Raw genomic sequence first — 26,501 nt, forward strand, 5'->3', positions numbered from 1 at the left:
GGGTCAAAGAGGCCAAAATCGCCGAAAGGGGGGATCGGGTGCGTCCGCACCGTCTCGGTCCGGCGATCTTCGCCGCCTTCGTCGCCGCAACGCTCGTGCCGGCGTTCGCCGCCGCGGCCGAAAACCCGGCCGGGGAAAGGGGCGAGGCGGCCTATGCCGAACGGATGGCCCTTTACCGGTCTGTCGCCGCCTTGACCGACGTCCCCTGGACGCGGCTTGCGGCCGTCGATCAGTTTGCCCGCTCCCTTCAGAAAAAACGAAGCGACGGACCGATCGCCTTCCGCTTTCCACCCCCCCTCTGGGCCGGGCCGACCAACCCCGACCCGGAGGACACCGACCCGCGCACGATCGCCCTCTTCGGCGGCCTCGGCCGGGACGGCGACGGCGACGGCTTTGCCGACCAGCGCTCGCCCCTGGACGTCCTCCTCGTGCTCGCCGAACGCCTCCGGGACGCCGGGAACGACTGGCCGCAGGCGGTCGCCGAGCTCTATCCGTCGGACAAAGACCGGATGATTCTCAAAGCGTTCGAAGCGCTTTACGCCGCTTTCGGCCGCCTCGACCTGTTCGACACGGCGTTCGTCGTCGACCGCCGGCGACCGTACAGCTATACGAACACCTGGGGGCAGCCCCGGGGCTTCGGCGGCCGCCGCTTTCACGAGGGAGCCGACATCTTCGCCCCGTACGGGACCCCCGTCCGGAGTGCCACGTACGGGGTCGTCGAAGTCGCCGGCTGGAACGTCTACGGCGGCTGGCGGGTGGGAATCCGCGATCTCAACAACATTTACTACTACTACGCTCATCTGTCCGGCTTCGCCCCCGGCGTCCGGCCGGGGAAGATCGTCCGGCCCGGCGAGGTCATCGGTTACGTCGGCTCTTCCGGCTACGGCCCGCCGGGGACGCAGGGCAAATTCCCGCCGCACCTCCATTTCGGCATGTACAAATACGACGGTCGCCGGGAATGGGCCTTCGATCCGACGCCCCACCTCCGGCGCTTCGAGCGGCTGGAACGGGAAAAGGCCCGGCCGCGGGAGCGCACCGGCCCTTAGCGACCGCTACCGCGGCGCGGCCGGCGGAGGCGAACGGTCCGGCGCGGCCCCCGACGCCGGGCCGGACGGGGCGCCGGCGGAAGGGGGCCCGGCGCCGGTCCCGGAAGGGCGCAAATCCGGCGGCGGCAGAACCGGAATCGGCGACGGAGCCCCGTTTTTGAAATAATAAAGCGGCACCTGGCCGACGATGAGCTCCTGAGCGACGGCGATCCGCTGTTCGATCGTTTTTTCGTTTGAGGCAAACGGAATGATCACCCGCATGCGGAGTTTGATCTTCAAATAAAGCGTCAAAAGCACGTTGTTGATGCCGGTCTCCTCCACCGCCGGCTCGAGCTCCACTTCCGCCGCGCCGATGGGGACGATCGTCACCGGAATGCGCGGGCCGGTGTCGGCCAGCACTTCGCTTCCGAGGGCGACGCCCAGCGGAACGTCGATCCGCTGCCGGGAGAGCGTCCCCAGCGTCTTGCGCATGCTTTCCTCCGCCAGCGCCTGCACCCGGGCGGCGCCGCCGGCGTCGAGACTGATGGCGATGACGCCGCGGTTCGGATCGATCGTTTTGATCAGGAGATCCCGGCCGTTCGGCATCTCGTCGAGGCGGCTTCTTACGGCCTGCATGATCGCCAGCTCGGCGATCTGGACGACCCGGACCTCGGCGTAACTCCGGATCATCGGCATCATCCGCCGCTCGATGAGGTAAAATCCTTGGACGAAGAGAACGAGCGCCGCCGTGAAGACGAGAAAAAAAATCGAGCGGCGCCGGAAGCGCCGCCGAAAGGCCGTCGGCCTCGCCATCGCGCTCCCCCCGGTTTTACCTTATGCCGGGAGCGGCAGGGGAAGACGCCGCGAGGCCGACGATCAGTGCAGGTTGGGATCGACGGGGGTCGCGTCCTGGGGCGGAAGTAAGCCCTCCTGCATGAGCTTCTGCTTGAGCAGTTCGACGACGTACAGCGATACCATCTGGAACAGTTCGTCGTCGCTCATCCCTTCGATGAACCGCAGAAGATCTTCCCGCTCATGATCAGAAAATAATTGCAGCACCACTTCCAGCGGCCCGTCGGGATGCTCGACGAGCTGTTCCCGGTACAGCTTGAACACATCGTCGACAAACTTCATCCGCCCAACCCCTCTCCGCCAGCGTCTTGTGCGCGCCGCCGGAAGCGCGGCCGCTCGGCTTCGGTGTGGTCGACGCTTCGGCCGAGCTCTTCCGCGAGGTAGTGCCGGAGGTAAAACGGAGCGCAGTACGTCACCGTTTCCGGCCGGTGGTGAAGGCCATCATACGCGCGCATGAAGACGAACATGTCGGCGGTCGCGACGCGGAGGACCTCTTCGTCGACGAGGCGCCGGCCGTCCTTCAGGAGGGCGACGACCGCACGCCGGTCGCCCGCTTCCGCCACCTCGACGTCGATGCCGTCGACCGCCGGGTGGCCGAGGACGCGCCCCCGAAAGCCGTACCCCCGCACCTCCGCCGTCATCCGGGACGGCCGAAGGGCATCGCTTAGAATTTGCTTTAATTCTAATGCCCGAAGCGATAGAACGCAAGGGGAGATCGGGTGCGGGCAGGCCGAGAGAACGGCCGCATAGGGGACGACGCCCGCGGAAAGGCCGTGAAGGAGAAGGCCGCTCGTCACAAAGGCGACGTCCGCCTCCGTCGCCCGGCGGATCGCCCGGGCGAGGACGTTCGCGAGGGGCGATTCCGCCACGTACGAGACGCCGAGCGGCCGGGCGAGGCGGGCCACCGGCCGCTCGAGGTTCGCCGCCGAGGCCGCTTCCGCCTCCCGGATCGCCGCGGCGACCGCCGGATGCGGCGCTTCTTTGTCCACGGCGACGGTCCGCGCCCGGACGACGAGCCCGGTCGAAGTGAAAACGAGGTCCACCTGGCCGACCTCGGCGCCGCCGCGGCCGGCCTGGATGATCGTCGTCCGGCCGACCCGCTCCCCCTCCGGAAGGCGATGGTGGGTGTGGCCGCCGAGGATGACATCGAGCGCGGGAAAGCGCTTCGCCAGCTCCCGGTCGGCAAACAGACCGAGATGCGAAAGAAGCACGAGCGCATCGACGTCCGGCCTGAGGCGCGGCACGAGCTCCGCCAGCGCCACCTCCGGCGGCTCCACCCGCCAGCCGAGAAGCGCGTAGTAAAAAAACGGCACCGTCACGCCGATGAAGCCGATCGCCCGGCCGCCGACCGTCCGGACGGCGAACGGCCGCGCCCACGCCGGCCGCCGGCCGCTTCGGTCGAACAGGTTGGCGACGAGGACGTCAAACGGCGCGCCGCGGTAGAGGGCGTCGAGCGCCTTCGGCAGGAGCGAAAGCCCTTCATTGTTCCCGATCGCGATGAAGTCGTAGCCGGACGCCTTGAGCGCCCGCACGTTGGCGCCGCCGGTCGTCGCCTCCGTGAGCGGATGGGCCCGGTCGATGTGGTCGCCGCCGTCGAGCAAAAAGACCGCCTCGCCCCGGCGCTCCCGCCGGAGGCGTTCGACGTAGCCGGCGATCTTCGGCATCCGGTCGAAGCGGCTGTGAACGTCGTTCGAATGGATGAGCGTCACGCGCAACGCCATCCCCCCGATCGACCCAAGCATACGCCTTCGGATCGCCGAGTTCAACGGCCGGCCGCCGGACGCCGGACGAAGCGCCGCGCCGATCGAGCGCCGGGCGATATCCACAACGTCGTCACCGGTCGGCGGCCGGGCCAAGCGCCACGCCGGACCTCGAGACGACGGCGCCGGCCCGTCGCCCATCCCGGGACGGAGGCGGGGCCGTGCGGCGACGCGAAAAAGTCCCTGCCGGACGTTCGGCAGGGACCGGGAGAACGCTCCGTTCAAGCAAGCGCCCGCGCCGCCTGGCGGGCGGCGATCGGCCGCCCCTTCGGCCGGCTTCGGCAGAAACCGGGGGAGAAATCAGCCGATGCTTCCTTCCATCTCGTAGGCGATGAGCCGGTTCAGCTCGACGGCGTACTCCATCGGCAGCTCCTTCGTGAACGGCTCGATGAAGCCCATGACGATCATCTGCGTCGCTTCCTGCTCCGTCAGTCCCCGGCTCATGAGGTAGAAGAGCTGCTCCTCGCTCACCTTCGACACCGTCGCCTCGTGCTCGAGGACGACGTCGTCGGTCCGGATTTCGTTGTACGGAATCGTATCGGAGATGGACCGGTCGTCGAGAATGAGCGTGTCGCACTTGACGTTGGCCTTCGAGCCGCGGGCGTTTTTGCCGAAGTTCACCAGGCCGCGGTAGTTGACCGCGCCCCCGTCTTTGCTGATCGACTTCGAGACGATCGTCGCGGTGCAGTTCGGCGCGAGCATGTGGACCTTGGCGCCGGCGTCGAGCACCTGGTTTTTCCCGGCGACGGCGATCGAGAGGATGTCCGCCCGACCGCCTTCGCCCTTCATGATCACCGCCGGGTACTTCATCGTCACCTTGCTGCCGAGGTTGCCGTCGACCCACTCCATCGTCGCGTACGCCTCGGTCATCGCCCGCTTCGTGACGAGGTTGTAGACGTTCGTCGACCAGTTCTGGATCGTCGTGTACCGGGCCCGGGCGCCGCGCTTGACGATCACCTCGACGACGGCGGCGTGGAGCGAATCCGTCGAGTAGACCGGTGCCGTGCACCCTTCGACGTAGTGGGCGAACGCCCCCTCGTCGACGATGATGAGCGTCCGCTCAAACTGGCCCATGTTTTCCGAGTTGATGCGGAAGTACGCCTGAAGCGGCACCTCGACCTTGACGCCCTTCGGCACGTAGATGAACGTCCCGCCGGACCAGACGGCGCTGTTTAAGGCGGCGAACTTGTTGTCGGACGGCGGGACGACGGTCGCAAAATACTGCCGGAAGAGCTCGGGGTATTCCTTGAGCGCCGTGTCGGTGTCGAGGAAGATGACGCCCCTCTCCTCGAGTTCCTTTTTCATGTTGTTGTAGACGACTTCCGACTCGTACTGGGCCGAGACGCCGGCGAGGAACTTCTGCTCCGCCTCCGGGATGCCGAGGCGCTCGAACGTCTTTTTGATCTCCTCCGGCACCTCGTCCCACGACCGGCCACGGCGCTCCGACGGCTTGACGTAGTAGGTGATGTTGTCGAAGTCGATGGCCGAAAGGTCCGGCCCCCACGTCGGCATCGGCTTGGCGAGAAAGATGTCGAGCGCCTTCAGCCGGAACTCCGTCATCCAATCCGGCTCGCCCTTCATCTTCGAGATGTCGATGATGAGATCCCGGGTCAGCCCCTTCGGCGCCCGGTAGACGGCGACGTCCGGGTCCCGAAAGCCGTAGCGGTACTCGGAGCTGACGGGCACGTCGTGGACCATCGGCGCTCCCTCCTTCGGATCGCGTGATGGAAAACGGGCTTACGGCGCCGGCGTTCCGGCGGGCGATTCGGCCGCCGCGCCGCCTTCGGCGAGGGCGCGCTCCAGCGCCTTCCAGGCGAGCGTCGCGCACTTGATCCGAACCGGAAACTGATGCACCCCTTGAAGGGCGACGGCGTCCCCGAGCGCCTCCTCCGTCGCCGGGTCCAGGGGCTCCCCCTGCACGAGGCGGAAAAACGCCCGGGCGAGCGCTTCCGCCTCGTCCGCCGTCTTCCCCTCGACCAGCGCCGACATCATCGAAGCGGAGCTCATGCTGATCGAGCATCCCTCGCCGACGAAGCGGACCGCCGCGAGGCGATCGTCCTCCCGCCGGACGTAGAGCGTGATCCGGTCGCCGCAGGACGGGTTTTTGAGCTCGACCGCCAGGACGCCGGGGCCCTCCAGCGTCCCCCGCTTCCGGGGGTGCTTATAGTGATCCAGGATGATCTCCCGATACAGGTTCTCCAAAGACATCGCCGAAAAACTCCTTTGCCCGGCGGACGCCGACGACGAGCCGTTCGACGTCGTCCTCGTCGTTGTAGAGGTAAAAGCTCGCCCGGACCGTCGCCGGCACGCAGAGCCGCGTCATGAGCGGCTGGGCGCAGTGGTGGCCGGCCCGGACGGCGATCCCTTCGGCATCGAGGACGGTAGAGACGTCGTGGGCGTGGATGCGGCCGACGTTGAAAGCGACGACCGCGTGCCGGTCGGTCCGCGGACCGTACACGGTGACCCCCGGCTCGTTCGCCAGCGCCTCCGCCGCCAGATTCGTCAGGCGGACGACGTGGGCTTCGATCGCGTCCATGCCGATCGCTTCGAGGTATTCGATCGCCGCTCTGAGGCCGATCGCCTCGGCAATCGGCGGCGTCCCCGCTTCAAACTTCCACGGCGGCTCCCGCCACGTCGCATCGAAAAGCGTCACCCGGTCGATCATCTCGCCGCCGACTTCGTACGGCTCCATGGAGCGAAGGTGCTCTTCCTTGGCATAGAGGACGCCGATGCCCGTCGGGCCGAGCATCTTGTGGCCGGAGAAGGCGAGGAAGTCGACGTCGAGCGCCCGGACGTCGAGCGGAAGGTGCGGGGCGCTCTGGGCGGCGTCGACGACGATCACCGCGCCGACGGCGTGGGCCCGCCGGGCGGCGTGGGCGATCGGGGCGACGGCGCCGGTCACGTTCGAGACATGGGCCAGGGCGACGATTTTCGTCCGGGGAGAGATCGCCTGATCGATCGCCGCCTCGGTGATCCGCAGGTCGTCCGTCGGCTCGATAAAGACGAGGCGGGCGCCGGTCTCCCGGGCGACCCGCTGCCACGGGAGAAGGTTCGCGTGATGCTCGAGCGGCGTGAGCACGATCTCGTCGCCGGGGCCGAGTCGCGGCCGGGCGTACGCCTGGGCGACGAGGTTCAGGCTTCCGGTGGTGCTCCGGGTAAAGACGATCTCCGCCGCCGATCGGGCGCCGAGAAAGCGTCGGACCGCCTCCCGGGCCGCCTCATACGCTTCGGTCGCCCGGCCGGCGAGGGTGTGGACGGCCCGGTGGACATTGGCGTAGTCCCGCTCATAGAAGCGGGTCATCGCCTCGAGGACCGCCCGGGGTTTTTGCGCCGTCGCGGCGCTGTCCAGGTAGACGAGGGGCCTTCCGGCAATCGTCTGATCGAAGATCGGAAAGTCGGCGCGGAGTGCCTTCGGCACGAGCGGGCGACGCAAGGTGCGGTCCGTCATCGGCCGATCTTCTCCTCGATCGCCTCGACGAGGCGGTCCCGGGCGGCCGGAAGCGGCACGCGGGCGATCACCGGATCGAGGAAGGCGCGAAGGAGCAACCGTTCCGCCTCCCGCCGGGGAAGCCCCCGGGACATGAGGTAGTAAAGCTGGCCCTCATCGATCCGCCCGACGCTCGCCGCATGGCCGGCCTTGACGTCGTTTTCCTCGATGAGGAGGATCGGATTGGCGTCGCCCCGCGCCTCCGGGCTCAGGATGAGCAGCCGCTCCGTCTGCTCGCCGCTCGATTTCGTCGCCTTCTTTTCGATCTTCGTCACGCCGTTGTACACCTGGTGCGCCCGATCGAGGAGGATCCCCTTGGCGAGGAGCGCGCTTTCGGTGTGGCGGCCGAGGTGCCACACCCGAAGGTCGAAGACGCCCCGCTGCTCGCCGGTGCCGACGCCGATCATGTAAAGTTCGGTCCGGGCACCCTCCCCTTCGAGGCGCGCCACCGTCGGCGCAAAGGTGTCGGCGTGGCCGACCTCGCCGATGGCCCAGATGATCTCGCCGTCCCGGCCGACCCGGGCGACCCGCCGTCCGTGATCGACCGCCCCGCGGCCGAGGCGGCTCAAGGCGGCGTAGCGGAGCCGGGCGCCGTCTGCGACGTAAAGTTCGGTCACACTGTGGTGGACGGTCGGCACCCCGTCCGGCGAAAGATGCGTCTCGATGAGTTCGAGGGAGGCCCCGGCCTCGACGACGACGACGAGGCGCACCGACTGCCCCCGCTCCCCGGACCAGACGACGAGCTGAACCGGCCGGTCGAAGGCGACGCCCCGCGGCACGTAGACGAAGGCGCCCCCTTGGAACGTCGCCGCCGAAAGGGCAGCCAGGCGGTCGTCTTCCGGGCCGACGAGACCGAAAAGATACCGCGGAAGCCGCTCGTCGGCGAGGGCCGCCCGGAGGTCGGCGACGACGACCCCCGACGCCTCGGCCGCCTCGAGGTCAAAGGCGACGCTCCGGCCTCCGTCCAGAAGGACGAGCGCCGGCGCCCCGGCATCGAACGACCGCCGAACGGCCTCGGGCAGGTCCCCGGCCGGCGCTGCTTCCGCGAATGGCGACCCCGGCTCGACCGCCGTCCACGGCCAGGAGGCGATGCGGATCTTCTCCGACGCCGGAAACGGAAGCGCCCTTAGGCCCTCCGCCCCCCGGCGCCGGGCGTCCTGAAGCCAGGCGGGCTCTCCCGGCGGCAACTTCTGAAGAAGCTTTTCCGCCAGCTCCGCATAAGCGTCCCGCACGTCGGTCGGCGCCATCGTCACACCTCCTGCCCGACCGTCTCGTCGACGATGCCGAGCGCTTCTTTGATCCAGTCGTACCCTTTCGCCTCGAGGGCTTCCGCGAGCTCCGGCCCGCCGGATTTGACGATCCGGCCCTGCATGAGGACGTGGACGAAGTGCGGCCGGATGTAATTGAGGAGGCGCTGGTAGTGGGTGATGACGAGGACGCCCAGGTTTTCCGACAGCATCTCGTTGACGCCCCTGGCGACGATCTTCAGGGCGTCGATGTCGAGGCCGGAGTCGACTTCGTCGAGGATGGCGATCTTCGGCTCGAGGAGCATCATCTGGAGAATCTCGTTCCGCTTCTTCTCGCCGCCGGAAAACCCTTCGTTGAGCGACCGCCGGACCATATCCTGCGGCATCTCGAGCGTCTTTAGGGCCCGGTCGAGCTTCCGGACGAACTCCATGAGCGGGATCTCGTTCCCTTCTCCCCGCCGGGCGTTGATCGCCGTCCGGAGGAAGTCGCTCGTCGACACGCCGCTCACTTCGCTCGGGTACTGCATGGCGAGAAAGAGGCCTTTTCGCGCCCGCTCGTCGACGGACATCGCCAGGACGTCTTCGCCGTCGAGCGTCACCGTCCCGGCGGTCACCTCGTAGCGGGGGTGCCCCATGAGCGCCTGCGCCAGCGTGCTCTTGCCGGTGCCGTTCGGGCCCATGATCGCGTGCACTTCCCCGCCGCGGATGACGAGGTTGAGCCCGCGGATGATCGGCTTGCCGTCGACCGCGACATGCAGATTTTCTATCTTCAATTCCGGTCGCGCCATCGTGTCGCCTCCGTTTGCATGAGGTGGTTCCGATCCCATTGTACCGCACGGCGCCGGCGTTTTCAACTGATTCTCAATTACAGAAGCAAACGAGGCCAAACCGACAGGATTTTTCTTTTGCGAACCGTTCCAATGGCCGGCCCGCAAAACGCCCCGCCGCCCCCTCGGCGGGCCGTCTCCCCGGCCGCCGATCGCCGTTCAGCCGTCGGCCTGCCGGTTCTCAGCCTGAATCCGGGCCCGAAGCTCGAGAAGCCGCCGAAGGCGGTCGTGGAGCTCCCGTCGCCACAGGCGATCGTCGAGCGCCCGGGCGGCCGAAAGGAGATCGAGCGCCTGATCGATCAGCCCCTCGACGAGCGCCTCGGCGTCGCCGTCGTCCCAGAAGGGCTGGGCCGCCCGGAGCGCCGCCTCGTCGTACCGGAGGAGCTCGGCGACGTCGACGACGCGGGCGCCGTCGGCTTCCGCGTAATCGAGGAGGAGATCAAAGGCGTCGGCGACCAGAGGATGGACGTCGAACCGGCGGCAGACCGGGCAGTAGACGAGGGGGACGCGATCGAAGACGATGCCGTTTCGCCTCAGGCGCCCGATCGAGCCGACCATCATCGCGCCGCAACACCAGCTCATGGCGATGTCTCCTTCACCGAAGCCCCGAAAATCGACGAATGAAGGCGGGCGCTTTACGGGCGTTCACCGGTGTGTTATAATGTGACCAAACGATGACATGTGGCCGGACGATGATCGCCGGAGGAGGGGAGGGGTGGACCGTGTTTCACTATCTCGTCGCCGTCCTCGCGGTCGTTTTCTTTTTCCTGGCGCCGACGCTGCCGTGGAAGATGCTCGCCGTCGGCGTCCTTCTCGTCGCAGTTCCCCTTTTCTTGCATGAGTTTTTAAGCGCCGATGTCACCGGCGACCGGCGGTTTTAGAGCCGGCCGGGCGGCCTCCGGCTTGCGGGCCGGTCGGAAGTCGGCCGCTTGTCAGCCGGGGCGACGGCGCACGGCTTTGGGGCCGGCGGCCGCCCGCGCGACCCGATCGGCGTCCGAGGGCCCATCTTCGAGAAGACCGCCTAAAGAAAAGACCGCCGAAACGGCGGTTTTTCTTTTGCCGGCGATCCGTCCCGGCGGTGTGCGCATCCGTCATTCGCCGATGTGAGTTCGGTAGGCCTCGGCGTCGAGAAGCGCCGCGAGCTCTTCCGGGCGGCTCATCTCGACGACGATCATCCAGCCGTCGGTGTACGGCGCCCGGTTGACGAGCTCCGGTTCATCGGCCAGCCGAGCGTTGACCTCGACGACGGTCCCGGAGACGGGGGCATACAGCTCGGAGACGGTTTTCACCGATTCGACGGTGCCGAACGGTTCGCCGGCCGTCACGGTCGCGCCGACTTCCGGGAGCTCGACGTAGACGATGTCCCCGAGCTCATCTTGCGCAAAGTCGGTGATCCCTATGTACGCTCGGTTGCCCTCGACGCGGACCCACTCGTGCTCGCGGGAATACCGGAGTTCCGCGGGAAATTCCACCCTCACACCCTCCTCTCCGTCCTCATGCCCATCATACGACGTTCGCCCCTTCGATGCAAACGGGCAAAAAAACGCCGGCCCGCATCCGGGCCGGCACCGCTTCACTTGAGCGCCTCCGCCACCTTGCCGACGAGATCCATGCCGGGCCGGAGGGCCTTTTCGCCCTTCCGCCAGCCGGCCGGGCAGGCGACGCCGGGATTCTTCCGCACGAAGTCGAACGCCTCCAGAAGCCGGAGCGTCTCTTCGGCGTTCCGGCCGACGTCGTACCACGTCACTTCCTGCGCCCGGAGGATGCCGTCCGGATCGACGATGAACGTCCCCCGAAGCGCCGTCCCGTCCGTCTCGTTGTAAATGTTGAGCGCCCGCGCAAGCCGCCCGGCATGGTCCGCCGCCATCGGAAAGCGCACGCCTTCGAGCAGTTTCTCCGACTCCAGCCACGCCTTGTGGGTGTAGACGGTGTCGGTGCTCACGCCGACGACTTCCGCCCCGAGGGCCCGGAAGGCGTCATAGTGCCGGGCGAAGTCGGCGAGCTCCGTCGGGCAGACGAACGTAAAGTCCGCCGGGTAGAAAACCAGCACCGTCCACCGCTTCTCGGGCGCCGACGGGCCGAGGCGGATCTCGCCTTCGGTCTTCGTCTCGGGAAAGTACGCCGGCAGCACGAGGTCGGGCAGCGCTTCGCCGAGTCTGACGATGGTCGTCGTCTCCGTCCCCTGCATCGAAGTCCTCCTTCTCCTTTTCACGGGAATTTTGAAGGGTCGCCTCATGGGAAGAAGTTCCCGGGCGCCTCCTATTATAGGGGAATTCCCCGGCGAAGACAAGTTAAGACTAAGAACAATTTAATTTTCGTCCGGCGCGCCGGCCGCCGGCGGGGCGGCTCCGTCGAGCTGAAACAGGAGCCCGGCGAGCACCGCCCGAAGGCGCCGGACGTCGACTTCGTAGCAGACCCACGGCCCCCGTTCCTCGGTGACGACGAGCCCCGCTTCCCGGAGGATCTTGAGATGATGCGACACCGTCGACTGGGCGAGCCCGAGCTCGGCGACGAGGTCGCCGCAAAACTGCCGCCGCTCCAGAAGAAGCTGCAAGATCCGGTAACGCGCTTCGTGCCCGAGGGCTTTGAAGACGGCGACGGCCTCCGCTTCCGGGCCGACGGCGCCGGTCTCAAGCCCCTTCGCCTCGGAGCCAGACCCGCTCCATCGTTGCTTCATCAAACCCGATCGTCACCCGCTTTCCGTCGGTGATCACCGGTCTCCGGATGAGTTTTCCATGCGCGGCGAGGAGGCGAAGTTTTTCGTCGTCGCTCATCGACGGCAGCCGGTCTTTGAGGCCGAGCTCCCGGTAAAGCCCGCTCGAAGGATTGAACCACCGGTCAAGGGGAAGGCCGCTTTTTTGCCAGAGATCCCGAAGCGTCTCGATGTCGGGCGTCTCGGCGACGATGTCGACGATCCGGTACGAAAGGCCATGCCGGTCCAGCCACGCCTTTCCCTTGCGGCTCGTGGCGCATTTGGGATAATGATACAAGGTAAGCACCGACGTCCTCCTTTCCGCTTCCTCTCTCCGTATTCTATCACCTTTCCGGCATGGGACCACCTTTCCGGCATGGCCCCCCTTTCAGGCATGCCACCTCCTTTCCGGCGTGCGACGCCCTTTTCCGCCGTTCGACCCCGCCGAGCCGAAAGCTCCCTTTAGAGCTGAAGGAGGGAACGTTTTGCATCGATCTGTCGAGCGGGAGGAACCAAACCCGACCGCCCACGCCCGGCAGGCGCCCGGCGCCAAGCCGTGCCGCGAAAGCCGGGTGGTGAAGACGCGCCTCATTTTTCCCAAGGACACGAACCGCCACGGAACGCTCTTCGGCGGCGAACTCATGCGGGACATCGACGACGTGGCGGCGATCGCCGCCATGCGGCACAGCCGCCGGCAGGTCGTCACGGCATCGATCGACTCGATCGATTTTCTCCGGCCGATCGCCCAAAACGACGCCATCACCCTCGAGGCGTTCGTCACCTGGACGGGGACGACGTCCATGGAAGTGTTCGTCAAGGTCATCGCCGAGGATATGTTGAGCGGCGAGCGGGAGGTCGCGGCGACGGCCTTCGCCACGTTCGTCGCCCTGGACGACGCCATGTGCCCGGCGCCGGTCCCTCCGGTCTACCCCGAAACGGAAGAAGAGTGCCTTCTCTACGACGGGGCGCCGGAGCGGGTCGCCGAGCGGAAGCGGCGGAAAGAAAAAAGCCGCGCCTTTGCGCGGCTGTTCGAAATCGGCCGCCGGGACGGCTGAAGGAGGCGAACCGAAAATGCGCGCCGGAGCGTTCCGCCGCGGTTTTGGGTGTCGGGCCTCATCGGCGGAAAACCCGCACCGGCGCGGGACGCCCGACCGGCCGGTTCAGGCCCGGACGGTGTAGCCATCGGCGGCGAGCACCCGCCGGGCGATCGTCCGCCGGAGGGCGACGAGGTTCGCCGGCGTCCGGCGGGTGAGCTTCCGGAGGACCGACAGCTGCGTTCGGAGGAGATCGCCTTCCTCCATCGCCGCGAGGGCTTCCCGGGCGACCCGTTCGATCCGGTCGAAGTGGGTGTGGGCAACCGCCCGGGCGAGGTCGATGTGCCCGCGGGCCTCCGCCTCGCCGCTTCGGGCGAGGGCTTTCTCCGCCCGGAGAAGGCTCGATTCGAGGGCGAAGAGGTCGATGGCCAGATCCGCCGCCGCGGCGAGAAGCTCCTGCTCCGCCTCGAGGGCCTGGCCGTACTTCTGGACCGCCGTGCCGGCGACGAAGAGAAAGATCTTCTTTCCTTGCTCGAGAAGCGCCCGGGCCTCGCCGAGGGGGCCTTCCGGGATGTCGGCGGCGCCGACGGCTAGAAGCTCGTCTTCGAGCCGCCGGGCGGCGCCGAGGAGGTCGAGCTCGCCCCGCCTCGCCTTTTTGAGGAGCATGTCGGGGATGAGGAGGCGGTTGATCTCGTTCGTCCCTTCAAAGATGCGGTTGATGCGGCTGTCCCGGTACGCCTTTTCGACCTCGTATTCGGCCATGTAGCCGTAGCCGCCGTGGATCTGGACGCCTTCGTCGACGACGTAGTCGAGGGCTTCGGTGGCGTAGACCTTGTTCACCGAGCTTTCGATGGCGTACTCGGCGATCCCCCGGGCGACTTCCCGGCCGTCGTCCCCCCTGTCGCCGAGCGCCCGGAGCATCTCGTCGAAGTAGCCGGCGGTCCGGTAGAGGAGGCTCTCGGCGGCGTAAGTGCGGATCGCCATCTCGCCGAGCTTCGCCTGGATGAGGGCGAAGTCGGCGATCGGCCGGCCGAACTGTTTCCGCTCTTTGGCGTAGCGGGCGGAAAGCTCGATCACCCGTTTGGCGGCGCCGACGGCGCCGGCGGCGAGCTTGAAACGGCCGATGTTCAGGATGTTGAAGGCGACGACGTGGCCGCGGCCGACTTCGCCGAGGACGTTGTCCACCGGCACCGGCACGTCTTCGAGGATGAGGGTGCGGGTCGACGAGCCCTTGATGCCCATCTTCTTTTCTTCCGGGCCGGTCCGGACGCCGGGGAAGTCCCGTTCGACGATGAAGGCGGTGAATTTTTCGCCGTCGACTTTGGCGTAGACGACGAACACGTCGGCGAAGCCGGAGTTGGTGATCCACTGTTTCTCGCCGTTCAGGATGTAGTGGGTGCCGGCGTCGTTCAGGACGGCCTTCGTCCGGGCGCCGAGGGCATCCGAGCCGGAGCCCGCTTCGGTGAGGGCGTAGGCGGCGATCTTCTCCCCGCCGGCGAGGGCCGGGAGGTATTTCTGCTTCTGAGCTTCGGTGCCGAAAAAGACGATGGGCAGCGTCCCGATGCCGGTGTGCGCTCCGATCGTCAGGGCAAAGGAGCGGGCCGGCGCCAGCGTCTCCGCGAGAAGCGTCGTCGTCGTCTTCGGAAGGCCGAGGCCGCCGTATTTTTCCGGCACGTCGCCGGCGAGAAGCCCGAGCTCGCCGGCTTTTTTCATCAGCCGGACGGAATGTTCGAAGGCGTGCTTTTCCTCGATCTCCTCGAGCACCGGGAGGACGTCTTTTTCGACGAACTGCCGGGCCGTCTCGGCGATCATCCGTTCGTCTTCGGTGAGGTCTTCCGGCGTAAAGACCCGCTCCGGCGGAATGGCGGCGATGAGATACGATCCGCCCTTGACGAGGTCCATGCGCGTTCCTCCTTCCGGATCGACGTCGACTCAGGCGTCGGCGCGTCGTGATCGTCGCTTAGCCGCCGCACCGGGGCCTCAGGCGCTCGCCGGCCGCTCGAAGACGCCGGCGGCGCCCATGCCGCCGCCGATGCACATCGTCACGACGCCGTAACGGCCGCCGCGGCGCTCCAGTTCGTGCATCAGCGTCACGGTGAGCTTGGCGCCGGTCGCCCCGAGGGGATGGCCGAGGGCGATGGCGCCGCCGAGGACGTTCGTCTTCGCCCGATCGAGGCCGAGCTCCCGGATGACGTAGAGCGTCTGGGAAGCAAACGCCTCGTTCAGCTCGATGAGATCGACGTCGTCGAGGTCGATGCCGGCGATCTTCAGGGCCTTCGGCACGGCAAACACCGGTCCGATGCCCATGATGTCCGGATCGACGCCGGCGACGGCAAAGGAGCGGTAAATGAGGCGGGGGGTGAGCTCCAGCTCGCGGGCTTTGTCGGCAGACATGACGAGGACGAACGCCGCGCCGTCGCTCGTCTGGGAGCTGTTGCCGGCGGTGACGGTGCCGCCCTCCCGAAAAGCCGGCTTTAAGGCCGCCAGCTTTTCAAGCGACGTGTCCGGCCGTACGCCTTCGTCGGTGTCGAAGACGCGGGTCGTCTCCACGACGCGGCCGTTTTCGTACCGCCTTTCGACGACGGTGAGCGGGACGATCTCGTCTTTGAACTTTCCGTCGGCGATGGCGGCGTGGGCCCGCCGATGGCTTTCCAGGGCGTAGGCGTCCTGGTCTTCGCGGCTTACGCCGAAGCGCCGGGCGACTTCCTCCGCGGTGTGGCCCATCGCCATGTACGCCTCCGGCATCACCGTCATGAGGTCCGGATCCGGTGCGACGACGTGACCGCCCATCGGCACGAGGCTCATGCTCTCGACGCCGCCGGCGAGGATGACGTCCGCCTGGCCGAGCATGATCCGCTCGGCGGCAAAGGCGATCGTCTGCAGCCCGGAGCTGCAGTAGCGGTTGATCGTGATCCCCGGCACGCTCGTCGGCAGCCCCGCCGCGAGGACGATGTTGCGGCCGAGGTTCATTCCTTGTTCCCCTTCCGGGAAGGCACAGCCGACCATGACGTCGTCGATCTCCCGCGGGTCGAGCTGGGGCACCCGGGCGAGGAGCGCCTTGACGACTTCGGCGCCCATCTTCACCGGCGAGTAATGGCGGAGCGCCCCCCGCGGCGCCTTGCCGACAGCCGTCCGAAGGCCGGCGACGATGACGGCGTCTCGCATGCGACTTCCCCTCCTCGCCGGATCAATTCCGGAGCGGTTTTCCGGTCTTCAGCATGTGGGCCATGCGGGCCTGGGTCTTCGGCATGCCGATCAGGCTCAAAAAGGCCTCCCGCTCGAGGTCGAGGAGGTACTGCTCGTCCACGAGCGTCCCCTTCGGCACCCGCCCGCCGGCGAGGACGAAGGCGAGCTTGTCGGCGATGACGGCGTCGTGGTCGGTGATCGCCCGACGGTTTTGCAGCTGGTAGATGCCGAGGCGCATCGTCGCGTAGCCCGGCTCGCCGACGACGGGGATCTTCCGGGGCGCCGGCGGGGTATAGCCCGTCCGGACGAGCTCGAGGACCGCCCGCTTCGCCTCGGCGAGAAGGTGCTCCCGGTTCGGGACGACCGCGTCGGTCGGTCGGAGGTAGCCGAGGCGCCGGGCGTCTTCGCCGCTCGTCGACACCTTGGCCATGGCGATCGTCTCGAAGGCGTGGTTGACCAGCGGCTGAAGGTCCAGCTTGACCCCCTCCGGCACCCGCTCGACCATGCGAAGGAGGAATTCCTTCGTCCCGCCGCCGGCGGGGATGAGGCCGACGGCCGTCTCGACGAGGCCCATATACGTCTCGGCGGCCGCCACGATCCGGTCCGCCGCCGCCGCCACCTCATAGCCGCCGCCCAGCGTCATGCCGAACGGCGCGGCGACGACCGGCCGGCGGGCGTACTTGATCCGAAGCGTAAAGGCCTGAAACTCCCGGACGAGCCGGTCGATCTCGTCCCAGTTTTCATCTTCGGCCTCCATGAGCATGAGCATGAGGTTTGCGCCGGCGCTGAAGTTTTTTCCTTCGTTGCCGACGACGAGGCCGTCGAAGTGGTCGTCGAGGAGGCGGAACGCTTCGTTCGCCACGGCGACGATGTCGGTCCCGAGGGCGTTCCCCTTGCTGTGAAACTCGAGGGCCAGGACGCCGTCGCCGAGGTCGACGAGGGAGGCGCTCCGGTTGCCGCCGATCGTCCGCCCGGCCGCCTTGAGGCGCTTTAAGGAGAGGGCCTCCGGCGGGAGGACGATGGGCGCGTAGCCGCCGCGGCCGAAGACGACCACCTCGGTCCCCTCCTGGCGGTAAAACGCCGGTTCCGGTTCCCGGAGGAGCGCCTCGACCCAGTCCGGAAGCGTCTCGCCCTCCTTTTTCATCCGCTCGGCGACCCGCCGGACGCCGAGGAGGTCCCAGAGTTCAAACGGCCCGAGGCTCCAGCCGAAGCCGAGCTTCATCGCCCGGTCGATGTCGGCCGGGCTGTCGGCGATCTCGCCGACCTTGGCGGCGGCGTAAAGGAGCGTCTTTTTCGTCACTTCCCACGCGAACCGGCCGGCGACGTCGTCGGCGAACAGGAGGCGTTCAAGCCGCGTCTTTAGATCTTTTCCCTGGCCGGCGACGAGCGACGGCGCGGAAAACGCCTGCCGCGGCCGGTACTCGAGGGTCTTAAGATCGAGGGCGAGGATTTTTTTTTCGCCGTTTTCCCGGACCTGCTTGTAAAAGCCGGCACCGCGCTTCTGGCCGACGAGCCCCCGCTCGACCATCGTCCGGAAGACGTCCGGCGCCCGGAAGGCCGCCTTTTCGTCCGGATCGGAGACGTTTGCCACGACGTTGTTCGCGACGTGAAGGAACGTATCGAGGCCGACGACGTCGAGGGTGCGGAACGTCGCCGACTTCGGCCGGCCCATCGCCTCGCCGGTGATGGCATCGACCGCCTCCACCGAAAGCCCCATCGCCTCCATCGTCCGATAGGTGACCAGAAGGCCGTAGGTGCCGATCCGGTTGGCGATGAAGTTCGGCGTGTCCTTGGCGACGACGACGCCCTTGCCGAGCTTGACTTCGGCAAACCGCCGCATGTCTTCGACGATCTTCGGATCCGTCTCCGGATGCGGGATGAGCTCGAGCAGCGGCAGGTAGCGCGGCGGGTTGAAAAAGTGCGTGCCGAGAAAGTGCCGCCGGAAGGCCGGGCTCCGGCCCTCGACCATGCGGGCGATCGAAATGCCGGAGGTGTTCGTGCTGACGACCGTCCCTTCCCGCCAGTATGGCTCGACCCGCTCGAGGAGCGCCCGCTTGGCGCCGAGATCCTCGACGATGGCCTCGATGATCCAGTCGACCTCGCTCAGGCGGTGAAGGTCGTCTTCGAAGTTGCCCGTCTCGATCAAGTCGAGGGCCTGAGGGGTATAGAGGGGCGACGGGCTTTCCTGAAGAAGCCGCGCCTTTCCCGCCTCCGCCAGGCGGTTTCGCACCGCCCGGTCCTCGAAGGTCAGCCCCTGCGCCTGTTCTTCGTCCGTAAGCGCTTTCGGCACCATGTCCATGAGGAGCACCCGGAGGCCGACGTTGGCCAGGTGCGCCGCGATGCCCGCCCCCATGACGCCGGCCCCGAGCACCGCCGCCCGCGTGATGCGCCGCAATCGGATCCCTCCCCGTTGGCCCGGAATGACCGCATCGACGTTCCGCCTGTTCACATCCCGGGCCGCGCCGCTCTTGAATGAATGCTCATTCATTCTTTTTTACTATAACGCGCCGCCGGGCAGTTTGCAACCGCCCGGCGGCGCCGCTTCGGCGCTCCGGCTTCATCCCGTCCGCTCGGCTTCCGCCGGTTTGGCCCCGACCCTCGGCTCCGGCGCCCGGGCGGCCAGGGCCGCTCCCCCGGCGAAGACGCCGGCGGCAAGCAGCCGAAGGAGCGACGACAGATGCATCGCCCCGTGGAGGCCGATGAGGCCGGCGAGCCAGACGCCGACCTGCGGCGCGAGAAAGCCGACGACGCCGACGCCGACGTTGAAAAGCGCCACCGCCGCCGTCCGCTTCTCCGCCGGTGAGACGGCGAGGAGTTCGTTGAAGAGAAGGAGCACGGTTCCGGCGACGAAAAGCCCGGTGAAAAAATTGACAAAAAGCAGGTAGACCGGCGAGGTCGAAAGCACCGTGAGCGTCGGCGCCGTCGCCATACCGACGGCCGTCACCGCGAGCATCGGGCCGCCCCCAAACCGCTCGGCGAGGCGGCCCCAGGCGGTGAAGGCGATGATCTGGGACAGCTGGTTGGCGACGGTAAAGAGCGCCAGCCAGAGGGCCGTCGCCTGAACGACCTTGACGTTGTACAGGTTAAAAAGCGGCCACGCCATTTGCCAGGCGAAGTTGAAAAACAGGCCGGCAACGAAAAAGCGGGCGTATGCCGGCGACCGAAGCAGCCCGCGAAACGCCCCCATCCCCCGAACGCCGTCCTCCGGCGACGCCGTTTCGACGTGCTGAACGAGCGCCGCCGTCTCCAGAAAACCGAACAGAGCGGCCAGGGCGATGAACGCCTGGTACGGGCCGGGAGATCGCTTGTCAAAGGCGTTCAGAATGAGGCCCGACGCGAGGACGACGAGCATCGTCCAGAGGGTCGTGTCCCGGTTCCGGCGGCTGAAAAAGCGATTCCGCCGCTCCGGCGGGATGAGGGCGCCGATGAACGCCTGCCAGCCGAGGGCGCCCAATGCCGTCGGGACGTTCATGAGGGCGACGAAGAGGACGACCCACCACGCCGGGTCGAGCCACGGCTGCACCGGCGCCAGGGCCACGAGGAGCATGAAGACCTTGCCGAGGCCGAGGTTCGCCGCCGTAAACGGCTTGAGGCGCCTCAGCCGCGCCAGCCAGAGCGCCCCGGGAATAAGGACGAGGAAGTTCACAAGCTGCGGCAAAGACGAAAGAAGCGCCACCTGATAGTCCGTCGCGTGCAGCGCTTCGATGGCAAACAGCGGGAGAAAGCTCGAGAAAATGCCCGCGGCGATGGCGGCGAAAATGCCGTTTTGGATGCTTTTTTCCATGTTGTACGCGAGGCGCGCCTCATCGCTCCACGCCTCCGGCGGCTCCGAAGGCCTTCGGGACGCTTTCGACCGGAATAACGCCGCCCGGCGAAGGCCGACCGTCCGGCGCCGTCCGTCCATCGTCGATCCCTGTCCTTTCCGGCATCGATCCCGGCCTTTTTTTCGCTCCGATGGGGTGGCGCCTGCCTATCCCTCGTCGTCCGCCGGGACGATCGGCTCGTCGAGCCAGGTGGCGCCGTCGAAGGCGGCCCGCCCCCGCCCCCGGGTGGCGGCGGCGACGGCGGAGAAAAACGCCTCGGTCTCATCCGGCAAAACGGCAAAGACGAGCCCCACGACGTCGAGGTAAGCGACGTCCGCCGGACGGAAGCCCGCCCGGGCGAGGACCGCCTGGACCGCTTCGACGTCGGCGTACGACAGCGTCAGGCGGTACCGCACCGCCGGTCGCCGGCGGATGAGGCCGGCGGCCCGAAGGCCGAGATGAGCCGATTTGCGATAGGCCCGGATGAGCCCGCCGGCGCCGAGCTTGATGCCGCCGAAGTAACGGGTGACGACGACGACGGCATTGGTCACTTCGCGGGCCAGGAGCGCCTCGAGCACCGGCCGGCCGGCGGTGCCGGCCGGTTCCCCGTCGTCGTCGGCGTGCTGGATCCGGTGGTCGACGCCGACGACGTAAGCGCTCACGTTGTGGGTCGCGTCCCAGTGTTTTTTTTGCATCGATTGAATAAATTCCCGCGCTTCCGCTTCGCTTTCCGCCGGGCGGGCGTAAGCGATAAAGCGCGACCGCTCGACCGTCCACTCGGCCGTCCCCGGCCCCGCCAGCGTGACGTACGGCGTCATGGACCGCGCTCCTCCGTTTGCCGATGAGACCCGACCGGGCCGAAGCCCCGAGCAGGGGGCCGAGGCCCGGCGCCGGGAGCATGACCGCCGCGAGATCCCAGGGCAAGGCCGGCGAGGGGAAGGCCGGCGAAAAACGGCAGGGGGGGCAACGCCCAACAAACGGCAAGCAAAAATAAAAAGCAAGGCTTCCCCTTGCTCATCGTCGATGCTGGTGCCGAGTCGGAGAGTCGAACTCCGAACTGCGCATTACGAGTGCGCCGTTATACCGTTTAACTAACTCGGCACGACCTTTTTTCCTCGGCCTGACTTTTCTTCCTCATCATCGGCAGGGTCATGGACTCCGGTCGGCTTCCCGCCTCCGACGCCGGCGGCTTCCCGCCGTTTCGCCCGCGTTCCGACGCCGGCCGGCCCGTTCTCGCCGGCGGTCACGCTTCCCTATTATACACGGCGGCGCGGTTTTGTCAAACCCTACGGCTCTGGCATTTTTTGCACAAGCTGCAGGAAGATATGCACGAGACGGGCGGTGAGCCCCCAGATGACGTGGCGGTCGGTGAGGTAAAAGAGCTCCGGGATCGTCCGCCGGCGGAAGGGGTAGCTGCGGCCGCCGGGGATCCGCTCGAACGGAAAATCGTCGCCGGGAAGCAAGGCGAGGGTCGCCTCGTACACTTCCGGCGGATGGACCAAAAACCAGCCGACCGGAACGGTGAAGACGTGATCGACCTCCGCCGGGTTCGGCCGGATCGCCTCCGACGCCGGGATCTCGCCGACGTAGGCGTGAACGGCCGCCTGATAGGGCGGAAGAAGAATCCCGAGCTTCGACCAGAGCGACAGCCGCTCCCGCGAAAGGCCGAGCTCCTCCGCCGCCTCCCGAAGCGCCGTCTCCGCCGGCGATTCGTCGTCGGGCTCCACCCGCCCGCCGGGGAAGCTCACCTCGCCGGGCTGCCGCCGGAGCGTCCGGGCCCGCACTTCGAAGAGAAGGTGCGCCTCTCCGTCCCGTTCGACCACCGGCAAGAAGACCGCATAGGGCTCCAGCTCGGCAAAGCCGTACAGCCGTTCCCCGCCCTCCTCCCTTCGGCCGGAAAACCGCCGCCGCAGGCTCGAAACGTCGATCCCGTCCACCCCACCCACCGCCTGCCGCTATTTTCGATGCCCTTATGGTACAATACATCCTGAGAGCGGGGCAAGCCTGCCCGGACCCACGACCGAACCGGAGGGATGACGATGCCCGAACCGGCCCACACCGTCGAAGGTTGGCACGTCGTGCATGATTTTCGATCGATCGACTGGAGGGCGTGGAAGACCGCGCCGGCCGCCGATCGCACCCGAGCCCTAGAGGCGCTGGAGGCGCTCCTGACCGACTGGCAGAAGGCCGAAGACGAAGGCCGGGGGTCGTACGGCGTCTTTCAGATCGTCGGGCAGAAGGCGGACCTCCTTTTTCTCCATTTCCGTCCGACGCTGGATGAGCTGCTCGCCGTCAAGACGGCCTTCAACCAGACGACGCTCGCCGATTTTCTCCGACCGGCGTACGGCTATTACTCGATCGTCGAGCTCGGCGGATACACCGGCAATCCGGAGGAAGACCCGTGGGCGAAGGCCCGCCTCTATCCGAAAGTGCACCGGGACGGTTACGTCTGCTTCTATCCGATGAACAAAAAACGCGCCGGCGCCGACAACTGGTACATGCTGCCTCAGGAAGAGCGGGCGCGGATGATGCACTCCCACGGCGACATCGGCAAAAAGTACCGTGGCCGGGTCACCCAGGTGATCAGCGGCTCTCAGGGGCTCGACGACTGGGAGTGGGGCGTGACGCTGTACGCGCCGGATCCGATCCATTTCAAAAAGATCATTTACGAAATGCGCTTCGACGAGGTGAGCGCCCGCTTCGGCGAGTTCGGCCCCTTCTACGTCGGCAAGGGCCTCGACCTGGGCGGGCTGAAGGCGCTTTTCTCCTTCTGACGGGAAGCGCTTGAAGGGAAAAGACACGCACAAAGCGCGGGGCGATGCCCCGCGCTTCGGTTTTTCTTTCGGCCGGCCTCCGGAGCGCCGGGTATGTATGGTGGAGGCGGGGGGAATCGAACCCCCGTCCGAAGGCCTCGCCGCAACCGCTTCTCCGAGCGCAGCTCAGGTTTTGTGACGCCGCAGGCGCTCCCCTGAGCCGGATCGTCCTGAGGCCTGCCCGATTCGGTCTCTTCGGCGGCCTCCGGGCGAAAGGCCGGCCGCGTAGCCCGCTAAGCTGGCCCCGCTCCGTCAGACGCGGGCGATCCGACGGGCGAGGTTAGCCGGATTAAGCGGCTAAAGCGAGTTCGTTCTTGTTGGCACTTATTGGCCGTCCGCGTTGTTGCGGGGACGCGGCCCCCCGGCTCGCTACGGTTGCACGATCGACCCCCGTCGAACCCAGAACGCCCCCATCTAAGCCCCCTAGGGGCAAACTTGATCATAGCACATTTCCTCAAGAAAAAGCAAGGGCCTCCACTCGTTTCCTTTCTGCAGGTTTTCTGGGACTGGGGGCGGCGACGGAGGGGGGCGTCCATCCGCCGTCGGGACGTCCCGAAACCGCGACGGGCCGATGCGCCGGCCAAGACCACCGGCGTTGCCGCCGGAACGCCGCCGGAACACCGCGACGCCGATCGAGCGCTCCTTTGCCTCACCCGTCTTCTTCCCCCGCCCCAAGCAGGCGGCCGGCCTCCGCCTCGGGGAGGACCTCGACGTCTTTTAAGCGCCGGACGATCGTCCGGGTTTTTTTCGTCGCGTCGTCGAGGGAGTGGCTCGCTTCCTGCAGCTTTTTTTGCGTTTTGTCCAGGAGCTCGGCAAAGCGGGCAAAATCGTTTTTCACCGCGCCGAGAAGCCGCCACACCTCGCCGGAACGCCGCTCGATGGCCAGCGTGCGGAAGCCCATCTGCAGGCTGTGGAGGAGGGCCGCAGCCGTCGTCGGTCCGACGACGACGACGCGAAACTCCCGCTGGAGCGCTTCGAACAGGCCGGGCCGGCGGAGGATTTCCGCGTACAGCCCCTCGAGCGGCACAAAGAGGAGGGCGAATTCGGTCGTCTGAGGCGGATGGACGTATTTCGCCTGAATCGACCGGGCTTCGGCCCGAAGGCGCGCCTCGAGCTTCTGCCGGGCCTCGTCGACGGCCTGGCGGTCGCCGGCCTCTTCCGCCTCGAGGAGGCGCTGGTAGTCTTCCAGCGGGAATTTGCTGTCGATCGGAAGCCACACCGGCCCTTCGCCCTTCCCCGGCAGCCGGATGGCGAAGTCGACCCGCTCGCCGCGGGGGCCGAGCGGCACTTGCTGTTCAAACTGATCGGCGGTGAGGATCTCCGAAAGGAGCCCCTCGAGCCGGATTTCGCCGAGAAAACCCCGGGCCTTCACGTTCGTGAGCACCCGTTTGAGGTCGCCGACGCCGGCGGCGAGGGCCTGCATCTCGCCGAGCCCCTGATGCACCCGCTCGAGCCGTTCGCTCACCTGACGGAACGATTCGCCGAGGCGCCGTTCGAGGGTTTCGTGGAGCTTTTCGTCGACCGTCCGGCGCATCGCCTCGAGCTTTTGTTCGTTGTCCTGCCGGAGCCGCTCGAGCTTCGCCTCGACGGCTTCCCGCAGACGTTCGAGCTTCGTTTCGTTTAACGAAAGGAGCGCCGTCAGCCGCTCCGTCATCTCACCGAGGGTGGCGTGCTGCTTGCGAAGATCGCCGTCGAGGCGCTCGGCAAGCATCGCGCCGAGGCTCCGGATCGAGGCGGCCAGCTCTTCCCGTCCGGCCCGGGCGGCTTCTTCGGCCTGCAACCGGTCGCGGACCGCCTCGTCCCGAAGGAGCGTCCGGAGGTCGTCGACGGCCTTCTCGAGCCGACCGAGCCGCTCCCGAACGTCGGCCGCGTCCCCTTGCCCGCGACCGCCGAAGCGGCGGACGAGGAAGAAAACGAGAAAACCAACAACGATCCCGCCGGCGACGCCGAGAAGCATCGGACCGATAAAGGACGACGAGGCCGCCGGGGTGAAGGCTTCGCTGGACGACAAGGACGGCTTCCCCCGCTTTCGTCTTCTCCCAAGCCACCGGCGGGTCTTCCCGCCTTTTTCCTTGTCCTTCGGGTTGGTCCTAGCTTCGGTCCGGGGCCTGGTTCCGCGGCGTTTGCTCCGAGCTCCGGCCCGCGCGTTCCAGTCGGGCGACGAGCTCGACGTGGGCCGTCTGCGGAAACATGTCCACCGGCTGAACGGCGACGAGCCGGTAACCGAAGGCCGAAAGCTCCCGGACGTCCGGCGCAAACGTCTCCGGGTTGCACGAAACGTAGATGACCACCGGCGGCCCCAGGCGGCCGATCTTTCGCATCACCTTGCCGCCGGCACCGGAGCGGGGCGGGTCGAGAAACAGGAGGTCGACCCGGCCGCCCAGGTGCTCCACCGCCCGATCGAGCCCCCGCCGGACGTCGTCGGCGAGGAAGGTGACGTTCGGCACGGCGTTTTCCCGGGCGTTCTCCCATGCCGCCTCGACCGATTCCGGGACGAGTTCGACCCCGACGGCCGCGGACACCTTTCGGGCGAGGGGGAGGGTGAACGTCCCGACGCCGGAAAAGAGGTCGATCGCCCGCATGTCCGGCTCCGGTTCGGCGAGGGCGAGGGCCGCCTCTAGGAGCGCTTCCGCCTGCACGGGGTTCGTTTGAAAAAACGTCTGCGGCAGGAGGCGGTAGCGCATCCCGCCCAGCGTATCGACGAGGAACCCCTCGCCGGCCAGGAGGCGAACGTCATCATAGCCGACGGCGTCGGAAAGCCCTCCGTAGGCGACCCAGTAGAGGCCGGCCAGGCGAAAGCCCGCCTCATCCGCCGCCGCCTGAAGCCGCGCCACCCAGTCGCGGGCGGCGGCCTGAAGCGCCGGATCGTCCGGCGGCCGGGCGGCAAAGAGGGCGACGAGGACGGCGCCGTCCGATCGGGCGCGCCGGACCATGAGGTAGCGCAAAAGCCCCTCGTGGCGCCGTTTGTCGTATCCCGGAAGGCCGTGCGCCCGGGCCCAAGCGGCCGTCTCGGCCGCCATCCGGAACATGTGCGGGTGGGCGATATAGCAGACGTCGAGGGGCACCGGCCGATCGTAATGGCCCAGGCGGTTTAAGCCCGGCGCGCCGTCCGGGGCAAAGGTGAATTCCATCTTGTTCCGGTAATGCCACGGCTCGTCCATGCCGACCGCCGGACGAACGACGTCGGCCGGAAGGCCGTGGGCTTCGAGGAGATCGCGAACCCGTTCCGTTTTGAAGGCGACCTGCGCCGCGTAATCGATGTGCTGCCAGGTGCAGCCGCCGCACGTGCCGAAGTGGGGACAGCGGGGTTCGATGCGGGCCGGATGTCGTTCGAGGACCGTCTGAACGGCGGCGATCCGGTGGCCTTTGAACCGCCAGTCGGTGAGGACCGCCCGCACCGTCTCGCCGGGGAGGGTGTAGGGGACGGCGACGGGGCGAAGGCGCCCCTGCCGTTCCACCTCCGCCTGGCCGAACCCCCGGCGGTCCAGCCGTTCGATCCGAAGCACCCGCACGCCCTGGTCGTCGCGGACGGCGCTTCGCCCCGGCTCGGAGCCGCCCGGCCCCGCGGCGGGTTCGGCTCCCGCGGGCGGCGCTTCGCCCTCCCCCGCGGCGCGGCCAGCTCGCTCGAGCGCCACTTCCTTTGGACGACCCGGGCCGCCTGGGTCCGCGGACCGCCCGCTTTGGGCGCCCGGAACGGCGGCCCCTTCGGCCACAAGGCGTTCGTCGGCCATGCCGGCCCTCCTTTCTTCTTCGTCTTCTTCTTCAGGGGAGATCG

25 protein-coding genes, 1 tRNA gene and 1 other RNA gene are annotated in these 26,501 nt (G+C 67.4%); 4 read left to right on the forward strand and 23 right to left on the reverse strand.

The window, feature by feature from the left end; genetic code table 11:
* Nucleotides 1-38: 38 nt before the first annotated feature.
* Entirely contained in the window at nucleotides 39-1,046 is a 1,008-nt protein-coding gene (locus tag SA87_RS10365) for a M23 family metallopeptidase (protein WP_156423442.1), read from the forward strand.
* 6 nt (nucleotides 1,047-1,052) lie between these two features.
* On the opposite strand, the gene yunB is transcribed toward SA87_RS10365, so the two are convergent.
* From yunB to SA87_RS10410, 9 genes are all read right to left on the reverse strand, one after another.
* Complete coding sequence (gene yunB, locus SA87_RS10370; protein WP_066202729.1) at nucleotides 1,053-1,838, reverse strand: sporulation protein YunB; 786 nt, start codon at nucleotides 1,836-1,838, stop codon at nucleotides 1,053-1,055.
* A 63-nt stretch (nucleotides 1,839-1,901) separates the two neighbouring features.
* Nucleotides 1,902-2,159 carry a DUF6154 family protein gene (locus SA87_RS10375; RefSeq protein ID WP_066202733.1) on the reverse strand — a complete coding sequence of 86 codons (258 nt, stop codon included), beginning with the start codon at nucleotides 2,157-2,159 and terminating at the stop codon, nucleotides 1,902-1,904.
* Nucleotides 2,156-3,778 (reverse strand): bifunctional metallophosphatase/5'-nucleotidase, encoded by a 1,623-nt coding sequence (locus SA87_RS10380; RefSeq protein WP_169816962.1) that lies wholly within the window; start codon nucleotides 3,776-3,778, stop codon nucleotides 2,156-2,158. The genes SA87_RS10375 and SA87_RS10380 overlap by 4 nt, the downstream gene beginning before the upstream one ends.
* Nucleotides 3,779-3,937: 159 nt before the next feature.
* Nucleotides 3,938-5,335, reverse strand: a complete 1,398-nt coding sequence (sufB, locus tag SA87_RS10385) for a Fe-S cluster assembly protein SufB (protein ID WP_066202737.1) — start codon at nucleotides 5,333-5,335, stop codon at nucleotides 3,938-3,940.
* 39 nt (nucleotides 5,336-5,374) lie between these two features.
* Nucleotides 5,375-5,845: a Fe-S cluster assembly sulfur transfer protein SufU gene (sufU, locus tag SA87_RS10390; RefSeq protein WP_066202742.1), complete on the reverse strand. Its 471-nt coding sequence runs from the start codon at nucleotides 5,843-5,845 to the stop codon at nucleotides 5,375-5,377.
* Nucleotides 5,799-7,085: a cysteine desulfurase gene (locus tag SA87_RS10395; RefSeq protein WP_066202744.1), complete on the reverse strand. Its 1,287-nt coding sequence runs from the start codon at nucleotides 7,083-7,085 to the stop codon at nucleotides 5,799-5,801. Before SA87_RS10395 ends, sufU begins: the two co-directional genes overlap by 47 nt.
* On the reverse strand, nucleotides 7,082-8,371 hold the full coding sequence (sufD, locus tag SA87_RS10400; RefSeq protein WP_066202748.1) for a Fe-S cluster assembly protein SufD: 1,290 nt from the start codon (nucleotides 8,369-8,371) through the stop codon (nucleotides 7,082-7,084). Before sufD ends, SA87_RS10395 begins: the two co-directional genes overlap by 4 nt.
* A 2-nt stretch (nucleotides 8,372-8,373) precedes the next feature.
* Nucleotides 8,374-9,159 (reverse strand): Fe-S cluster assembly ATPase SufC, encoded by a 786-nt coding sequence (sufC, locus tag SA87_RS10405; RefSeq protein ID WP_066202751.1) that lies wholly within the window; start codon nucleotides 9,157-9,159, stop codon nucleotides 8,374-8,376.
* Nucleotides 9,160-9,357: 198 nt separating this feature from the next.
* Nucleotides 9,358-9,780 carry a hypothetical protein gene (locus SA87_RS10410; protein WP_156423579.1) on the reverse strand — a complete coding sequence of 141 codons (423 nt, stop codon included), beginning with the start codon at nucleotides 9,778-9,780 and terminating at the stop codon, nucleotides 9,358-9,360.
* A gap of 110 nt (nucleotides 9,781-9,890) precedes the next feature.
* Between SA87_RS10410 and SA87_RS10415 the strand changes: the two genes are divergently transcribed.
* On the forward strand, nucleotides 9,891-10,079 hold the full coding sequence (locus SA87_RS10415; RefSeq protein WP_066202757.1) for a hypothetical protein: 189 nt from the start codon (nucleotides 9,891-9,893) through the stop codon (nucleotides 10,077-10,079).
* A gap of 210 nt (nucleotides 10,080-10,289) precedes the next feature.
* Here SA87_RS10415 and gcvH read toward each other — a convergent pair whose 3' ends face one another.
* The 4 genes from gcvH to SA87_RS10435 form a co-directional block, all read right to left on the reverse strand.
* Nucleotides 10,290-10,670 carry a glycine cleavage system protein GcvH gene (gene gcvH, locus SA87_RS10420; RefSeq protein ID WP_066202760.1) on the reverse strand — a complete coding sequence of 127 codons (381 nt, stop codon included), beginning with the start codon at nucleotides 10,668-10,670 and terminating at the stop codon, nucleotides 10,290-10,292.
* 101 nt (nucleotides 10,671-10,771) lie between these two features.
* A complete protein-coding gene (locus SA87_RS10425; RefSeq protein ID WP_066202763.1) occupies nucleotides 10,772-11,386 on the reverse strand; it encodes a peroxiredoxin in 615 nt (204 codons plus the stop codon).
* 120 nt (nucleotides 11,387-11,506) lie between these two features.
* Nucleotides 11,507-11,875 carry an ArsR/SmtB family transcription factor gene (locus SA87_RS10430; protein ID WP_066202772.1) on the reverse strand — a complete coding sequence of 123 codons (369 nt, stop codon included), beginning with the start codon at nucleotides 11,873-11,875 and terminating at the stop codon, nucleotides 11,507-11,509.
* Complete coding sequence (locus tag SA87_RS10435) at nucleotides 11,829-12,197, reverse strand: arsenate reductase family protein (protein WP_066202775.1); 369 nt, start codon at nucleotides 12,195-12,197, stop codon at nucleotides 11,829-11,831. Before SA87_RS10435 ends, SA87_RS10430 begins: the two co-directional genes overlap by 47 nt.
* Before the next feature lie 178 nt (nucleotides 12,198-12,375).
* Between SA87_RS10435 and SA87_RS10440 the strand changes: the two genes are divergently transcribed.
* Nucleotides 12,376-12,945, forward strand: a complete 570-nt coding sequence (locus SA87_RS10440; RefSeq protein WP_082718364.1) for an acyl-CoA thioesterase — start codon at nucleotides 12,376-12,378, stop codon at nucleotides 12,943-12,945.
* A 105-nt stretch (nucleotides 12,946-13,050) separates the two neighbouring features.
* Here the strand turns inward: SA87_RS10440 and SA87_RS10445 are convergent, their stop codons facing one another.
* From SA87_RS10445 to SA87_RS10475, 7 genes are all read right to left on the reverse strand, one after another.
* Nucleotides 13,051-14,826 carry an acyl-CoA dehydrogenase family protein gene (locus tag SA87_RS10445; protein ID WP_066202778.1) on the reverse strand — a complete coding sequence of 592 codons (1,776 nt, stop codon included), beginning with the start codon at nucleotides 14,824-14,826 and terminating at the stop codon, nucleotides 13,051-13,053.
* A gap of 78 nt (nucleotides 14,827-14,904) precedes the next feature.
* Nucleotides 14,905-16,089 carry an acetyl-CoA C-acyltransferase gene (locus SA87_RS10450; protein ID WP_066202781.1) on the reverse strand — a complete coding sequence of 395 codons (1,185 nt, stop codon included), beginning with the start codon at nucleotides 16,087-16,089 and terminating at the stop codon, nucleotides 14,905-14,907.
* Nucleotides 16,090-16,111: 22 nt separating this feature from the next.
* The gene (locus SA87_RS10455) at nucleotides 16,112-18,505 is read right to left on the reverse strand and encodes a 3-hydroxyacyl-CoA dehydrogenase/enoyl-CoA hydratase family protein (protein ID WP_281180936.1); all 2,394 of its coding nucleotides are present in this window, start codon (nucleotides 18,503-18,505) and stop codon (nucleotides 16,112-16,114) included.
* Between the two features lie 162 nt (nucleotides 18,506-18,667).
* Nucleotides 18,668-20,014, reverse strand: a complete 1,347-nt coding sequence (locus tag SA87_RS10460; protein ID WP_066202784.1) for an MFS transporter — start codon at nucleotides 20,012-20,014, stop codon at nucleotides 18,668-18,670.
* A gap of 66 nt (nucleotides 20,015-20,080) precedes the next feature.
* Nucleotides 20,081-20,731: a YigZ family protein gene (locus SA87_RS10465; protein ID WP_066202787.1), complete on the reverse strand. Its 651-nt coding sequence runs from the start codon at nucleotides 20,729-20,731 to the stop codon at nucleotides 20,081-20,083.
* 209 nt (nucleotides 20,732-20,940) lie between these two features.
* A tRNA-Thr gene (locus SA87_RS10470) sits at nucleotides 20,941-21,014 on the reverse strand.
* Nucleotides 21,015-21,199: 185 nt separating this feature from the next.
* Entirely contained in the window at nucleotides 21,200-21,850 is a 651-nt protein-coding gene (locus tag SA87_RS10475; RefSeq protein WP_066441855.1) for an NUDIX hydrolase, read from the reverse strand.
* A 102-nt stretch (nucleotides 21,851-21,952) separates the two neighbouring features.
* Here SA87_RS10475 and hemQ point away from each other — a divergent pair, with 102 nt between their 5' ends.
* Nucleotides 21,953-22,687, forward strand: coding sequence for a hydrogen peroxide-dependent heme synthase (hemQ, locus tag SA87_RS10480; protein ID WP_066202993.1), 735 nt, complete (start codon nucleotides 21,953-21,955; stop codon nucleotides 22,685-22,687).
* Nucleotides 22,688-22,785: 98 nt separating this feature from the next.
* Here hemQ and ssrA read toward each other — a convergent pair.
* The 3 genes from ssrA to rlmD form a co-directional block, all read right to left on the reverse strand.
* Nucleotides 22,786-23,138, reverse strand: a transfer-messenger RNA (tmRNA) gene (gene ssrA / locus SA87_RS10485).
* A gap of 237 nt (nucleotides 23,139-23,375) precedes the next feature.
* On the reverse strand, nucleotides 23,376-24,683 hold the full coding sequence (locus SA87_RS10490) for a DNA recombination protein RmuC (protein ID WP_066202995.1): 1,308 nt from the start codon (nucleotides 24,681-24,683) through the stop codon (nucleotides 23,376-23,378).
* A 133-nt stretch (nucleotides 24,684-24,816) separates the two neighbouring features.
* Nucleotides 24,817-26,457 carry a 23S rRNA (uracil(1939)-C(5))-methyltransferase RlmD gene (rlmD, locus tag SA87_RS10495; protein ID WP_082910539.1) on the reverse strand — a complete coding sequence of 547 codons (1,641 nt, stop codon included), beginning with the start codon at nucleotides 26,455-26,457 and terminating at the stop codon, nucleotides 24,817-24,819.
* Nucleotides 26,458-26,501: the final 44 nt, after the last annotated feature.

It is taken from the genome of Hydrogenibacillus schlegelii, assembly GCF_001653195.1.
GTDB lineage: Bacteria > Bacillota > Bacilli > Thermicanales > DSM-22653 > Hydrogenibacillus > Hydrogenibacillus schlegelii.

Coding starts and splice junctions, on each gene's coding strand:
- SA87_RS10415 (WP_066202757.1), top strand. CDS start 9,891: ATGATCGCCGGAGGAGGGGAGGGGTGGACCGTGTTTCACTATCTCGTC.
- SA87_RS10425 (WP_066202763.1), bottom strand. CDS start 11,386: ATGCAGGGGACGGAGACGACGACCATCGTCAGACTCGGCGAAGCGCTG.
- SA87_RS10375 (WP_066202733.1), bottom strand. CDS start 2,159: ATGAAGTTTGTCGACGATGTGTTCAAGCTGTACCGGGAACAGCTCGTC.
- sufB (WP_066202737.1), bottom strand. CDS start 5,335: ATGGTCCACGACGTGCCCGTCAGCTCCGAGTACCGCTACGGCTTTCGG.
- yunB (WP_066202729.1), bottom strand. CDS start 1,838: ATGGCGAGGCCGACGGCCTTTCGGCGGCGCTTCCGGCGCCGCTCGATT.
- SA87_RS10395 (WP_066202744.1), bottom strand. CDS start 7,085: ATGACGGACCGCACCTTGCGTCGCCCGCTCGTGCCGAAGGCACTCCGC.
- hemQ (WP_066202993.1), top strand. CDS start 21,953: ATGCCCGAACCGGCCCACACCGTCGAAGGTTGGCACGTCGTGCATGAT.
- sufD (WP_066202748.1), bottom strand. CDS start 8,371: ATGGCGCCGACCGACGTGCGGGACGCTTATGCGGAGCTGGCGGAAAAG.
- sufU (WP_066202742.1), bottom strand. CDS start 5,845: ATGTCTTTGGAGAACCTGTATCGGGAGATCATCCTGGATCACTATAAG.
- SA87_RS10430 (WP_066202772.1), bottom strand. CDS start 11,875: ATGAAGCAACGATGGAGCGGGTCTGGCTCCGAGGCGAAGGGGCTTGAG.
- SA87_RS10450 (WP_066202781.1), bottom strand. CDS start 16,089: ATGCGAGACGCCGTCATCGTCGCCGGCCTTCGGACGGCTGTCGGCAAG.
- sufC (WP_066202751.1), bottom strand. CDS start 9,159: ATGGCGCGACCGGAATTGAAGATAGAAAATCTGCATGTCGCGGTCGAC.
- SA87_RS10445 (WP_066202778.1), bottom strand. CDS start 14,826: ATGGACCTCGTCAAGGGCGGATCGTATCTCATCGCCGCCATTCCGCCG.
- rlmD (WP_082910539.1), bottom strand. CDS start 26,457: ATGGCCGACGAACGCCTTGTGGCCGAAGGGGCCGCCGTTCCGGGCGCC.
- SA87_RS10410 (WP_156423579.1), bottom strand. CDS start 9,780: ATGAGCTGGTGTTGCGGCGCGATGATGGTCGGCTCGATCGGGCGCCTG.
- SA87_RS10380 (WP_169816962.1), bottom strand. CDS start 3,778: ATGGGCGACGGGCCGGCGCCGTCGTCTCGAGGTCCGGCGTGGCGCTTG.
- SA87_RS10465 (WP_066202787.1), bottom strand. CDS start 20,731: ATGACGCCGTACGTCACGCTGGCGGGGCCGGGGACGGCCGAGTGGACG.
- SA87_RS10490 (WP_066202995.1), bottom strand. CDS start 24,683: ATGCTTCTCGGCGTCGCCGGCGGGATCGTTGTTGGTTTTCTCGTTTTC.
- SA87_RS10460 (WP_066202784.1), bottom strand. CDS start 20,014: ATGGACGGACGGCGCCGGACGGTCGGCCTTCGCCGGGCGGCGTTATTC.